The organism is Streptomyces sp. NPDC054813 (assembly GCF_053611365.1).
Map to the genome: position 1 here is coordinate 65,526 of NZ_JBSHAF010000024.1, position 12,418 is coordinate 77,943.

Here is a 12,418-nt window from a genome sequence, read left to right on the forward strand (position 1 = left end):
CGGGGCCCTGTCCAAGGTGGTGACGGGAGCGGCGGGCCGGCGACGGGCGGGGTCAGGACGGCAGTGGCGCGCACAGCACGGCGGCGGGACCCTGCGTGCTGCCCGTGCGGGTGGTGAAGGCGACGCCCGCGATGTACTCGCCGGCGGCGCACTGGCCCTTGTAGGCGCCGTACGCGAAGTCGTCGCCCGCCCCGTCGGCGGGGCGGTTGTCGGACCGGTCGAACCACACCGTCCGGCCGCTCGCGCTCGAAGCGGCGCGCGCGGGTGCGCACAGCACCGCCGACACCCGCTCCCCGCGACGGCTGTAGCCGATCACGAACTGGCCCGCCGGGCACTGGAGTTTGGTGTACCCGGAGGCCCAGTCGCCACCCGCCGGGACGTACCGCTCGTCCGTGACGACCGTCTGGGCGTTGCCCGTGGCCCGCAGATCGCCCGTCGTCGCGTCGGTGCACAGGCCGCGTCCGCCGGAGTGGGCGAGGCCGATCAGCCGGAGCCCGTCGGGGCAGGCCGCCTTGTAGGCGCCCGAGTCCCAGTCGCCGGCCGCCCGTACCCGCAGGGACTGGACCGCGTCGCCGTGGTCCGTGGCCAGCATCCGCCAGGTGGTACCCGGCGCGATGTATCCCGTGCGGCTGGGGGAGTTCAGGAGGTGGTCCCAGGCCGTGGCCCGCCAGTCGCCCCCGTCGAGGATGCCGTACCGGTGCCCGGCGGTGTCGTAGCGCAGCAGCGCCCAGTCGTCGTGGCCCTCCCAGCCGACCAGCGGCCAGTAGGCGAAGTCGGTGTCGTGGTCGGCGAAGTAGTCGGTGATGTTGCCGAACCAGGTGCGGGCGGCCGTACCCGTCTCGCCGGCACCGATGCCGAACTCGCTGATCCACACGGGCGCGGTGTAGTGCTTGCCCTCGGTGGTGACGAAGAAGGCCTGGTCGGCGAGGACCTGGTACAGCTCGTCGCGGGTCAGGTCCTGGTAGCGGGGGTCGCTGGTCTCGCCGATACCGGTGGCGCCGCTGTGCCGGGGGCCGGTGTAGCCGTAGAAGTGGGCGGAGTACACCAGCTTGTGGGCGTCCACCAGGGTGTGGGAGAGGGTGCGGACGGGGGTGAGGGTGGGGCGGTCGTGCGGCAAGCCGTCCACCGGCAGCCCGGTCCAGTTGATGCCCTCGATGACGATGAGCAGGTTCGGGTCGGCCTCGGTGAGGATGCGGTCGGCGGCGAGCTGGGCGGCCGCGTACCAGTCGTGGTCGTCGCCCAGGCCCCAGTTGGGGTCGTTGAGGACGTCACGGCGTACCTCGTTGTAGAGGTCGGCGCCCACGACACGGGAGTTGGCCGCGTAGCGCCGGGCCATGAAGACCCAGTCGTCGGCCCACTGCTGGGTCGACTGGCTGCTGTTCCACCGCTCGTTGCCGTCGATGCCGCAGCACCAACGGGAGGTGTTGGTGTGGTTGTTGAGGAAGACGGCGAAGCCCGCGCCGGTCAGGGCGGCCACGACTGCGTCGTAGACCTCCAGGGGAGTCTTTCCGCGCAGCTGCGGATTGGCGGTGACCGCCGCGTCCGGTACCGGGGTCGTCGTGTGGATCATCTCGTTCGAGAACGGCAGCCGGATGCTGTTGATGCCGAGCGTCTGGAAGTCCGACAGGAGCTGGGGGAGGGAGGCGCGGTCCAGGCCCAGGGGGATGCCGTAGGAGTCCTGGCCGGCGTGGTGGTCGGCAGGGTCGGCGATGCTGCCGCTTCCGGTCCAGGACCCCTGGGCGCCGTCCCAGTTGGCGGCCTTCAGGCGGAAGCGGTTCCCGGCGGCGTCGACGATGTAGCGGCCCCGGGTGGACAAGGGTGGCTGCCAGGTGCCGGTGGCGGATGCGGCCGGTGCCGTGGTGGCCGACCGCGGTGCGGCGGTCGCGGGGGTGGTGCCGGACAGGGCGAGAACCATGAGCGTTGCTGTCAGGTACGTGACAAGCTTGACGAACTTCGTGATCGACATCAGCCGTCCTCGGAGTGGATGCCGCGTGGGGGCGCCGCAATTTATCAGGGCGCGCGTCAACGGAGAAGCGGCTCCTCGGCCCCGCAGGCCTCGGCCGTCCAGCCTTCCAGATCACGTTCGGGACGCAGCAGCCGGCGGATGGCGGCGGCCGAGGCCCGGTGCCAGTCGTGGCTGCGGCGGAGCATCGCGTGATCCCCGCCCCTGAGCAGCACCATTCCGGCCTGCCCACCGGCCTCGCGGGCCTGCCGCACATACGCGGCCGACTCGGCGGGCTCGGTGACCCGGTCACGGTCGCCGTGCAGGACGACGATGCGCGTTCCGGTGAGGCCGCCCACGGGGTCGCCGGGCGGGCACCAGGGTGCCAGCGCGAGCACACCGCGCACCGCGGGGTCGGCCGCCGCCCGCAGTGCGGCCCGGCCGCCCATCGAGTGGCCGACCAGCACCACGGACACGTCCCCGGCCCGGCCGCGCAGCTCGTCGAGGGCGCGCAGGGTGTCCTGGAGCGGATCGGCGGCGTCGTTCCAGCCGCGGTACCGGTAACGCACCTGGCCGACCAGCACGTCGCGGGGCGAGGAGACCGACGAGGCGGCGCTCACGAAGGGGCGCATGCGCAGAGCCGCCGGCTGCCACGGGCGCGCCGGCCGGATCCCCTTCTCCTGGCCGCCGTGCAGGACGAGCACCGCCGCGCGCGGCCGGTCCCGCGGTGCGCGACGCACCACCAGTGCGCTCCCACCCGCCTCGACGACCCGCTCGTCGGCCACCGCGTCCACCTCTGCTTCTCCGGCCCGGTGCGTGCTGCCGCCATCAAACACCGCCGGGGGAAGCCGCAGCCACCGAGAAGGGCTGAGCGGCCCGTGGCATCCCCGTGAACATCAGTACCGTGAAGCTCGGTTAGGCTCCAGGGCGCACAGGGGACGCACAGTGGGGGTGGGGGACATGACCGAAGGTTTCAGTGAGCCCGAAAAGGAAGGCAGACCGGCGGTCCAGGCGATCGCGGCGGTGGCCGTGTTCCTGGGTGTGGTCGGCGTGCTGTGGGCTCAGAAGGCGTTCGTCCACCCGCAGGACGCGAGCAGCGCACCGGCGGCCTGCTCGAAGTCGACCGACCGGCTGCCGGCCCGCTATGTCTCGGGCGCACGGCTGTGCAAGGCGCTCAACCGCCCGGACCTTCCGGCCCTGTTGGGGACACCGCAGGAACAGGCCGAGACCGCCGGCGGCAGCGGTGACTGGATCACGCTCGCCGGGGGCACCAAGATCCCCTCGCCCGACGCCACGGTGACCCTGAAGACGTACTCCGTGAAGCTGTCGGCGTCCTACGACGATCTGTCCGTCGCCGAGGTGGGCGACCTGATGGGTGGTGCACGCAAGACGACCGTTTCGGGGCACCCGGCCGTCCTCTACTCCAGCCCGACCATCTCCATCGGCTTCAACCTCGGCGGCGGGAAGGCGACCACCGGGCCCGGCGGCACGGCGCGCTGCCTCCTGGTCTCGAAGCACGCGAAGGACGACGGCAAGGGCACGTTCGAGGTCGCGATCTGGCGGCAGGACGACGTGCTGCCCGACGACACGGCTCTCGAACGGGTCGCGGAGCAGGTGTTGCAGACGGTCCCGGGCTGGAACGGGAACTGACCCGCCCGCCCGGCGCCGAACGGACTCGCCGCCGCGGCGCCCTGGAACACGGGCGCCGCGGCGGATCGCGGTCAGTCCGGGTCAGGTGTTCACGGTGCGACGGTCGTCGACGCGGGGGCGGGCAGCGACGGCAGCGCGGGCACGGCGCCGAGCAGGCCGGTGACCGCGGCGAGGATGGGTCCGAGCAGCCCGGTGACGGCGCTCACCACTCCGCCGAGATCGAGCGAGGTCAGCGAGGCGAGCAGGCTGCTGACGGCGGCCTGGACAGCGTTCAGCAGGTCCGAGACGGGGTCGGCCGCCCGGGCCGAGCGGTCGGTGCCGGCGGCGTCCAGCCGCCGCAGCCGCTCCTGGAGGGCGGCGCTCCATTCCCGTACTTCCTTCGCGTAGGCGGCGGCCCGGGCCGGGTCCAGGCCGGTGCCGTCCGCCGTGGCGAGGTTCGGCAGCGTGTCCAGGAGCGGGGCCAGGGCGCGGTCGTACCGCGTCGTGTCCATCGCTTCGATGCGGTCCAGCAGCGTGGCGACATCGGTACCGGGCCATGGAACCGTGTGTGCGACACCGGTTCCCGAGGCTGCACGGCCGGCGTCGGCGGCGGCAGCGGTGGCGGCGGCCGGGCCGAAGACCAGGGCGGCACAGACCAGGGGGGAGACGAGGAGGCCGCGGGAGACTAGGGCGCGCATGGGGTTCCTTTCGACACTGCTGTCCTTGCGCCCACCCTGGAAAGCCGTGCGGGGCGCCGCAACCGGTGCTCCGGCCCACGACCTGCCCGCCGTCCCGACGAGTCCTCTCTGACCAGGTGCTTTGCCCTGCCCCAGGGCTCCTTCCGGGTGTCGGCGGGAGGTTCGCCCGTCAGAGTGCGTACGGCCGCCGCCGAAAGCCGTACATGCGAAGAGCCCCGCCCCCGACGAATCGAGGGCGGGGCTCTTCGGACGGAGCGCCGGGCAGGCCTTGCACCTGCATCTCCCCACAGGAAGTGGGGCGTCTTTCCTTGGACCACCAACGCACTGCGCGTTACCCGGATTTGGAGTGCCGCGCGCAAGATCGACCTTAGCGTGGCCACAGGGCGGACATCAAATCGCGGGCAGGAAGGCTATGCCTCCGGGACGCGTGCCAGGTCGTGCAGCCAGGCCTTGGCCGAACTGTCCGACGGGGCGCGCCAGTCGCCGCGCGGAGACAGGGAGCCGCCCGCCGAGACCTTCGGGCCGTTCGGCATGGCCGAGCGCTTGAACTGGGCGAAGGCGAAGAAGCGCCGGCAGAAGTAGTCGAGCCAGTGCCGGATCTCGGCCAGGTCGTACGCCTTGCGGTCGGACTCGGGGAAGCCGGGCGGCCAGGCGCCCGCTTCCCGGTCGTGCCAGGCGTGCCAGGCCAGGAAGGCGATCTTCGACGGCCGGAACCCGTGCCGCAGCACCTGGTACAGGGTGAAGTCGTGCAGCGCGTACGGGCCGATCTTGGACTCGGTGGACTGCAGCTCCTCGCCCGGCACCAGTTCGGGGCTGATCTCCGTGTCGAGGATCGCGGCAAGGGTCTCACCCGTCTCCGGGTCGAACTGCTCGCTGCTGATCACCCAGCGGATCAGATGCTGGATCAGCGTCTTCGGCACACCGGAGTTGACGTTGTAGTGGCTCATCTGGTCGCCGACGCCGTAGGTGCACCAGCCGAGCGCCAGCTCGGAGAGGTCACCGGTGCCCAGCACGATGCCGCCGCGCTGGTTGGCGAGCCGGAAGAGGTAGTCGGTGCGCAGCCCGGCCTGGACGTTCTCGAAGGTGATGTCGTACACCGGCTCGTCGGCCGCGAACGGGTGGCCCATCTCCTTGAGCATGAGGCGCGCGGTCGGCGTGATGTCCAGTTCGGCCGCGGTCACGCCGAGCGAGCTCATCAGCTTGTGGGCGTTGCCCTTGGTGTGGTCGCCGGTGGCGAAGCCCGGCAGGGTGAAGCCCAGGATGTCGCTGCGCGGGCGGCCCGCACGGTCCATCGCCCGGGCGGCGACGATCAGCGCGTGGGTGGAGTCGAGGCCGCCGGACACCCCGATGACCACCTTCGGGCCGCCGATCGCCGCCAGCCGCTGCTGGAGCGCCGCGACCTGGATGTTGTACGCCTCGTAGCAGTCCAGGGCGAGCCGCTCGGGGTCGGCGGGGACGAAGGGGAAACGTTCGACCCGGCGGCGCAGGTCCAGGTCGGCGGTCGGCGGGTCGAGCCGGAAGGGGACGGTCCGGAAGCCGCCGGTGCGTGTCGCGTGCGTACGGCGGTTGTCGTCGAACGAGCCCATCCGGGCCCGCTCCTGGCGCAACAGGTCCAGGTCCACGTCGGCCACCGCGTACTGGTCGTCCAGCGGGAACCGGTCCGTCTCGGCGAGCAGTGCGCCGTTCTCGTAGATCATGGTCTGGCCGTCCCAGGACAGGTCCGTCGAGGACTCACCCAGTCCGGCCGCCGCGTAGACGTACGCGGCCAGGCAGCGCTGCGACGCCGAGCGGCACAGCAGCTTGCGGTCCTCCGCACGGCCGACCGTGATCGGGCTGCCCGAGAGGTTCACCAGCACGGTCGCGCCGGCCAGCGCGGCCTCCGCGCTCGGCGGCACGGGCACCCACATGTCCTCGCAGATCTCGGCGTGCAGCACCAGACCGGGGACGTCCTCCGCGTCGAACAACAGGTCCACCCCGAACGGCACGGACTCGCCGCCGATCCGGATGGTGCCGCCCCGCTCGTCGTCGCCCGAGGCGATCTGCCGGCGCTCGTAGAACTCCCGGTAGTTCGGCGGGTAGGACTTGGGCGCCACACCGAGGATCCGGCCGCGGTGCACGAACACCGCGCAGTTGTAGATCCGGTTGCGGTGGCGCAGCGGGGCGCCGACGACGAGGACCGGGAGCAGCCCGGCCGAACCGGCCGCCACCGTCGCGAGGGCCTCCTCGACCTGGTCGAGCACCACGTCCTGGAGGAGCAGGTCCTCGATCGAGTAACCGGTCAGGCCGAGCTCGGGGAAGACGGCCACGGCGACCCCGTCCTCGGCGCAGCTGTGGGCCTGGCGCAGGACCGCTTCGGCGTTGGCGCGCGGGTCGGCGATGACGGTGTGGCCGGTGCACGCGGCGACCCGCGCGAAGCCATGCTCATAGATCGACCAGAAGTTCAACGGGGCTTCCTCGGGAGAGACGGACACGGTGCGGATGCCGGACGGACGGCGTCGCCGTACCCGGGCACCCTCTCCTTCGGCGGTCCGGCGAGCCTCCTGCTCCAAGAAGCATAGATCGGCGGTGATCCGTGCTGACCAGGGGATTCCGGGCGAGCCGCGGGGCAGTCGACCGGGCGGGACGGGGCACCGGGGTCACAGGGACGTGGTGTCCCGAAGATCGGCGGCCATCCGGCGGGCCGGAGCCTCGGTCTCGGCGGCGACCCGGTGGAACGTGGTCTCCGCCCGGCGGGCCGGCCAGTCGGGCGGCAGATGCCGGACGGGTAGCCGGGGATCGGTGCGGATGATGCCCACTCACTCGCTGACCAGGCGCAGCCGGGTGACGACCGGGTCGCCGTCGGGTCCGGCGCGCCACGCCGGCTGTCCGGCATGCCGAGACTCGCCACCGCGCCGGACGGTGACTGTCCTCGGCCCGCGCCTTCCGCCAGAGGGCGGCCGCCGAGGCACGGACCCGGCGCGCGGTGGCCGCCCCCCGTCGAACGCGTCGAACGACTGGACGAGGACCGCATCGAGCCGCACGAGGTCGTCCTCACCCCGCGCCTCGTCGTCCGCGGGACCCTCGCCGAGCCCCGCTGACGCCAGGACGCCCCTGCGGCCTGCCCGCGTGGCCGAGCCCCACCCCGGCCCGCGCGCAGGCGTCGCCGGGGTGAGGCCGGAGGCCCGCTCCGCTATGCGGCCGTGCCGCCCGTGTAGTCGCTGTTGAACGTGGTCTCGACGGTCGTGGCCACCGACTGGGCCACCCCCGTGCCGGTCAGGATGATGCCCAGCTCCCGGTTGTTGGACAGGGAGTTGCTGCTGATGTTCATGGAGCCGGCCTCCACTTCCTGGGTGGACAGGCCGTAGTCGGCGACCATGGCCTTGGCGTGGATGTAGAAGCCGTTGGGGTCGGAGTAGCCGACGACCGTGCCGCCGGCGTCCTCGATCTCGGAGACCTCGCTGGAGTAGTCGCCCGGGGTCTCCAGAACGATCCGCACCTTCACGCCCGCCTCGGCCCGGGCCACGATCGCGTTGACCACCGTGCTGTCGCTGAACTCCAGTTCCTCGACGTCGAGCGTCTTGGTGGCCGCGTTGATCACGGACAGCAGCCGGCTCCGGGAGTCGGTGGGGGACCAGAGCAGGTGGTCGCCGTCGGTGGGGGTGACCGAGGTGCCGGCGTAGTCGGCGGCGAACACCTTCTCGATCGCGGCGACATCGCGGGTGTCGTCGGTGAACACCCCGTAGTCCCGGCCGGTCGAGTAGTACTGCGAGGTCAGGTTGCCGGTCAGGACCAGCGACTTGGTGGCGTTCACCGTGATGGTCTTCTGGTGCGTGTAGACGAAACTGGACGGCGACCACACCACCCCCACGCCCGCCTTGGTCAGGGCGCTGTACGCGGAGCTGTTGGCGCTCTGGTGCGCCCGGTCCAGGACCACCCGCACGGTGACGCCCTTGTTCTTCAGGGCTATGAGGTCGTCGACGGCCGTGGTGTCCTCCAGCTCGTACATCGTCATGTCGAGCGAGCTGGTGGCCGAGTTGATGAAGTCGTAGATCGTGGGCTCGCTGCTGCTGAGCGAGAAGGCGAACGCGGTGTAGCTCGCGGCGTTCGCGGGGACCGCGGCGGCGACCACGGCCGCGCTGGCCGCCAGGGCGACACCCGCGCGACCGAGAAGCTTCGACAGCATGCGTGACTCCTAGTCGAGTTGACGCTCACGTGGGGGGTGGGTGAGCGTGCGCATGACACCACGCGCGTAGACCGCCGAGGAAGGGGAGCCCGGTGAACTCGCCGTTACCTGTGGGCCGTAGGGGCGGACAATGCGGACTCCGTGCAGCTCGGGGCCGGTTCATGGGCGTCCCGCGAGAACGCAAAATCTTCGCAGCCGGGCCCGGCGGGACAGGCGGCCGGTGGCAGGGGCAGCGGTGGGCGAGGGCCCGGAGATCTCGCGGGTGGCGCCGACGAGCGGCGCGAGCACCCGGACCCGCTACTCGTCCGGCCCGGAGGCCATCGCCATCGCCATCGCCGTCGACGAACTGCTGATGTCGCCGGTCGGGGTGTCCCGGTAGTCGTACACGGTCGCCCCGACGCACCGTGTGGCCGGCACGTTCTCCGCGTTGCCGATCGCACAGCCGCGGCGCGCCACCTCCTTCAGGTGGCGCAGCGGTTTCTCCGGGTCGTCGATGGTCCGCGGGGTCACGGCCGGCGCGCCCGCCCGCGCCAGGATCCCCCCGACCTCGTCCTCGGGGAGGGCCGTCGACAGGGCCTTGCCGATGCCCGTGCGGTACGGCGGGATCGCCAGGCCCACCCGGGAGCGGGACCCGGGAGGTGGAGCCCGCGCCGGCACCCGGCCCCCGCCGCCCGCGGCCGGGCGTGCGGTGGGACCGGTCAGTAATGGAGAAGCGCTAGTGTTCCACCCCGGCTAGCGTGGCGGCCGTCGACGGAGGCCCCGCGCAGCGGATGGAGACGGGTTTGAGCATGGCCGGAAAGACCGAGACGCAGGCGTCCACGCCGCACGTGGCGGACAGCCACGACCTGATCCGTGTGCACGGCGCGAGAGAGAACAACCTCAAGGACGTCAGCATCGAGATCCCGAAGCGCCGACTGACGGTCTTCACCGGAGTCTCCGGCTCGGGCAAGAGCTCGCTGGTGTTCGACACCATCGCCGCCGAGTCGCAGCGGCTGATCAACGAGACCTATCCCGCCTTCGTCCAGGGCTTCATGCCCAACCTTGCCCGCCCCGAGGTCGACGTCCTCGACGGACTGACCACCGCGATCATCGTCGACCAGCAGCGGATGGGCGGCGACCCCCGCTCCACCGTCGGCACCGCCACCGACGCCAACGCACTGCTGCGGATCCTCTTCAGCCGGCTCGGCAAGCCGCACATCGGCTCGGCCAAGGCGTTCTCCTTCAACATCGCCTCCATCAGCGGAGCGGGCGCCGTCACCGTCGAACGCGCCGGACAGCAGGTCAAGGAGCGCCGCAGCTTCAGCATCACCGGCGGCATGTGCCCGCGCTGCGAGGGCCGCGGCGCCGTCACCGACCTCGACCTCGGCCAGCTCTACGACGACACCAAGTCCCTCAACGAGGGCGCGATCACCGTCCCCGGCTACAAGGGCGGCGGCTGGAACTCCCGCCTCTACACCGAGTCCGGCTTCTTCGACCCGGACAAGCCGGTCAGGAAGTTCACCAAGAAGGAACTGCACGACTTCCTGTACCGCGAGCCGACCCGGATGAAGATCGCGGGCATCAACATGACCTACGAAGGTCTGATCCCGCGCATCCAGAAGTCGATGCTCTCCAAGGACAAGGAGTCGATGCAGCCGCACATCCGCGAGTTCGTGGAGCAGGCGGTCACCTTCGCCACCTGCCCCGACTGCGACGGCACCCGCCTGAGCGAGGGCGCCCGCTCCTCGAAGATCGCCGGGATCAGCATCGCCGACGCCTGCGCGATGCAGATCAGCGACCTGGCCGCATGGGTCAAGGGCCTCGACGAGCCGTCGGTGGCACCGCTCCTCACGACGCTCCGCGACACCCTGGAGTCCTTCGTGGAGATCGGCCTCGGCTATCTCTCGCTGGACCGGCCGACGGGCACCCTGTCCGGCGGCGAGGCGCAGCGCACCAAGATGATCCGCCACCTCGGCTCCTCGCTCACCGACGCCACCTACGTCTTCGACGAGCCCACCACCGGCCTGCACCCGCACGACATCCGGCGTATGAACGGCCTGCTGCTGCAACTGCGCGACAAGGGCAACACCGTCCTCGTCGTCGAGCACAAGCCCGAGGTCATCGCGATCGCCGACCATGTCGTCGACCTCGGCCCCGGCGCCGGAGCGGGCGGCGGCACCGTCTGCTTCGAGGGCACCGTCGAAGGCCTCCGCAAGGCCGGCACCATCACCGGCCGCCACATCGACGACCGGGCCACCCTGAAGGAGAAGGTCCGCAAGCCCACCGGCGCGCTGGAGATCCGCGGCGCGAGCACCCACAACCTCCAGGGCGTCGACGTCGACGTCCCGCTCGGGGTCCTGACCGTCGTCACCGGCGTCGCCGGGTCCGGCAAGAGCTCCCTCGTGCACGGCTCGATCCCGGCCGGCGCCGGGGTGATCTCCGTCGATCAGGGCGCCATCCGTGGTTCCCGGCGCAGCAACCCGGCGACGTACACCGGGCTTCTCGAACCGATCCGCAAGGCCTTCGCCAAGGAGAACGGCGTCAAGCCGGCCCTGTTCAGCCCCAACTCCGAGGGCGCCTGCCCGACCTGCAACGGCGCCGGCGTCATCTACACCGACCTGGCGATGATGGCCGGCGTGGCCACCACCTGTGAGGACTGCGAGGGGAAGCGGTTCGAGAGGTCGGTGCTCGACTACGCACTCCACGGCCGCGACATCAGCGAGGTGCTGGCCCTGTCGGTGAACGAGGCCGTGGTGTTCTTCGCGGCGGACGAGGCGAACGTCCCGGCCGCCCAGCGGATCGCCCAGCGGCTCCAGGACGTCGGCCTCGGCTACCTCACCATCGGCCAGCCGCTCACCACCCTGTCCGGCGGCGAGCGCCAGCGCCTCAAGCTGGCCACGCACATGGCCGACAAGGGTGGCGTCTACGTCCTCGACGAGCCGACCGCGGGCCTGCACCTCGCCGACGTCGAGCAACTCCTCGGCCTGCTCGACCGGCTGGTCGACGCCGGCAAGTCCGTCATCGTCGTGGAGCACCACCAGGCGGTCATGGCCCACGCCGACTGGATCATCGACCTCGGCCCCGGCGCCGGCCACGACGGCGGCCGGATCGTCTTCGAGGGCACCCCGGCCGACCTCGTCGCCGCCCACAAGACCCTCACCGCCGAGCACCTCGCGGAGTACGTCGGCGCCTGACACCCGCGGCCCGCCGCCAGGCGCGGGAACTCGTCCGCCGACGGGTTTCCCGCGCCCCGCTCCGTGACATCTACGAGAGCCCGACCACGACACCGGAAACACGAGTCCGGGCGGAGGCGCGGTAGTTTGAACATTCAAACGTAAATGGTTACAGTGCGCGCATGACCACGACGCCACGCTGGCTTGACCCCGAGGAACGACGGGCGTGGCTCGCCTACGTCCAGTTCTCCACCCACCTGTCCGACCACCTCAACCGCCAGCTGCGGCGCGACGCGGGCATGACCCACGCCGACTACACCCTGCTCGTCCACCTGTCCTCGGTCAACGATCACAGCCTGACCATGTCCGAGCTGGCCGAACGCCTGAAGATCACCCGGAGCCGGCTCACCCACGCCGTGACCCGCCTCCAGGAGTCCGGCTATGTCGACCGCCGAGAGGACCCCGGCAACCGCCGCAACCAGTTCGCCGTCCTCACCGAGGAGGGCATGCGCCTCCTGGAGCGCGCGGCCCCCGGCCACGTGGAGGCGGTGCGCCGAGCCGTCTTCGACGCCCTGACCCCCGAGCAGGTGACCCAGTTCGCCGCGATCGGCGAGGCGATCAACACCGCGCTCCAGCGCATGGACGCCGACAGCGACGAGCAGGAGGCGCTGCCCTGGCGCCGACGCTAGGAGACGGCGCTTGCGCCGAGGCCCCGCATGCGGGAGCCCCCGGGGGCGCGGCGCGGGGGGCGGGCGGCCGGCGGCCGGCGGGCGGGGGCCCACGGCCCTGCGAGTTGGGCTGGGGGCGCGGGCGCGCGACGCAGGGGCGCTGGTGA

At 71.6% G+C, this 12,418-nt stretch carries 11 protein-coding genes; 4 read left to right on the plus strand and 7 right to left on the minus strand.

All coding sequences use genetic code 11. The features are described from left to right. Window positions 1–52 precede the first annotated feature (52 nt). Window positions 53–1,966, minus strand: coding sequence for a glycoside hydrolase family 5 protein (locus tag ACWGJB_RS37195; RefSeq protein ID WP_453384462.1), 1,914 nt, complete (start codon window positions 1,964–1,966; stop codon window positions 53–55). 56 nt (window positions 1,967–2,022) lie between these two features. Further along, a complete protein-coding gene (locus ACWGJB_RS37200; protein ID WP_453384463.1) occupies window positions 2,023–2,736 on the minus strand; it encodes an alpha/beta fold hydrolase in 714 nt (237 codons plus the stop codon). Window positions 2,737–2,902: 166 nt separating this feature from the next. Between ACWGJB_RS37200 and ACWGJB_RS37205 the strand changes: the two genes are divergently transcribed. Next, a complete protein-coding gene (locus ACWGJB_RS37205) occupies window positions 2,903–3,592 on the plus strand; it encodes a DUF6215 domain-containing protein (RefSeq protein ID WP_453384464.1) in 690 nt (229 codons plus the stop codon). Window positions 3,593–3,681: 89 nt separating this feature from the next. Here ACWGJB_RS37205 and ACWGJB_RS37210 read toward each other — a convergent pair whose 3' ends face one another. The 3 genes from ACWGJB_RS37210 to ACWGJB_RS37220 form a co-directional block, all read right to left on the minus strand. Next, window positions 3,682–4,269, minus strand: coding sequence for a hypothetical protein (locus ACWGJB_RS37210; RefSeq protein WP_453384465.1), 588 nt, complete (start codon window positions 4,267–4,269; stop codon window positions 3,682–3,684). Between the two features lie 410 nt (window positions 4,270–4,679). After that, window positions 4,680–6,713, minus strand: coding sequence for an NAD(+) synthase (locus tag ACWGJB_RS37215; protein ID WP_453384556.1), 2,034 nt, complete (start codon window positions 6,711–6,713; stop codon window positions 4,680–4,682). 192 nt (window positions 6,714–6,905) lie between these two features. After that, entirely contained in the window at window positions 6,906–7,064 is a 159-nt protein-coding gene (locus tag ACWGJB_RS37220; protein WP_453384466.1) for a PaaX family transcriptional regulator C-terminal domain-containing protein, read from the minus strand. 75 nt (window positions 7,065–7,139) lie between these two features. Here ACWGJB_RS37220 and ACWGJB_RS37225 point away from each other — a divergent pair, with 75 nt between their 5' ends. Further along, window positions 7,140–7,346: a hypothetical protein gene (locus tag ACWGJB_RS37225; protein ID WP_453384467.1), complete on the plus strand. Its 207-nt coding sequence runs from the start codon at window positions 7,140–7,142 to the stop codon at window positions 7,344–7,346. 92 nt (window positions 7,347–7,438) lie between these two features. On the opposite strand, the gene ACWGJB_RS37230 is transcribed toward ACWGJB_RS37225, so the two are convergent. Both ACWGJB_RS37230 and ACWGJB_RS37235 read right to left on the minus strand, forming a co-directional pair. Beyond that, on the minus strand, window positions 7,439–8,431 hold the full coding sequence (locus tag ACWGJB_RS37230) for a phospholipase D-like domain-containing protein (RefSeq protein WP_453384468.1): 993 nt from the start codon (window positions 8,429–8,431) through the stop codon (window positions 7,439–7,441). Between the two features lie 297 nt (window positions 8,432–8,728). Further along, window positions 8,729–9,049 (minus strand): IclR family transcriptional regulator domain-containing protein, encoded by a 321-nt coding sequence (locus ACWGJB_RS37235; protein ID WP_453384469.1) that lies wholly within the window; start codon window positions 9,047–9,049, stop codon window positions 8,729–8,731. Window positions 9,050–9,219: 170 nt separating this feature from the next. On the opposite strand from ACWGJB_RS37235, the gene ACWGJB_RS37240 reads away from it, so the two are divergent. Together ACWGJB_RS37240 and ACWGJB_RS37245 are read left to right on the plus strand one after the other, a co-directional pair. Next, complete coding sequence (locus ACWGJB_RS37240) at window positions 9,220–11,604, plus strand: ATP-binding cassette domain-containing protein (protein ID WP_453384470.1); 2,385 nt, start codon at window positions 9,220–9,222, stop codon at window positions 11,602–11,604. Window positions 11,605–11,765: 161 nt separating this feature from the next. After that, on the plus strand, window positions 11,766–12,272 hold the full coding sequence (locus ACWGJB_RS37245) for a MarR family winged helix-turn-helix transcriptional regulator (RefSeq protein ID WP_453384471.1): 507 nt from the start codon (window positions 11,766–11,768) through the stop codon (window positions 12,270–12,272). Window positions 12,273–12,418 lie beyond the last annotated feature (146 nt).

Bases quoted from the DNA above. Each gene is read 5' to 3' on its own strand.
- ACWGJB_RS37195 (WP_453384462.1), bottom strand. From the start codon at position 1,966: ATGTCGATCACGAAGTTCGTCAAGCTTGTCACGTACCTGACAGCAACG.
- ACWGJB_RS37205 (WP_453384464.1), top strand. From the start codon at position 2,903: ATGACCGAAGGTTTCAGTGAGCCCGAAAAGGAAGGCAGACCGGCGGTC.
- ACWGJB_RS37210 (WP_453384465.1), bottom strand. From the start codon at position 4,269: ATGCGCGCCCTAGTCTCCCGCGGCCTCCTCGTCTCCCCCCTGGTCTGT.
- ACWGJB_RS37225 (WP_453384467.1), top strand. From the start codon at position 7,140: ATGCCGAGACTCGCCACCGCGCCGGACGGTGACTGTCCTCGGCCCGCG.
- ACWGJB_RS37230 (WP_453384468.1), bottom strand. From the start codon at position 8,431: ATGCTGTCGAAGCTTCTCGGTCGCGCGGGTGTCGCCCTGGCGGCCAGC.
- ACWGJB_RS37240 (WP_453384470.1), top strand. From the start codon at position 9,220: ATGGCCGGAAAGACCGAGACGCAGGCGTCCACGCCGCACGTGGCGGAC.
- ACWGJB_RS37245 (WP_453384471.1), top strand. From the start codon at position 11,766: ATGACCACGACGCCACGCTGGCTTGACCCCGAGGAACGACGGGCGTGG.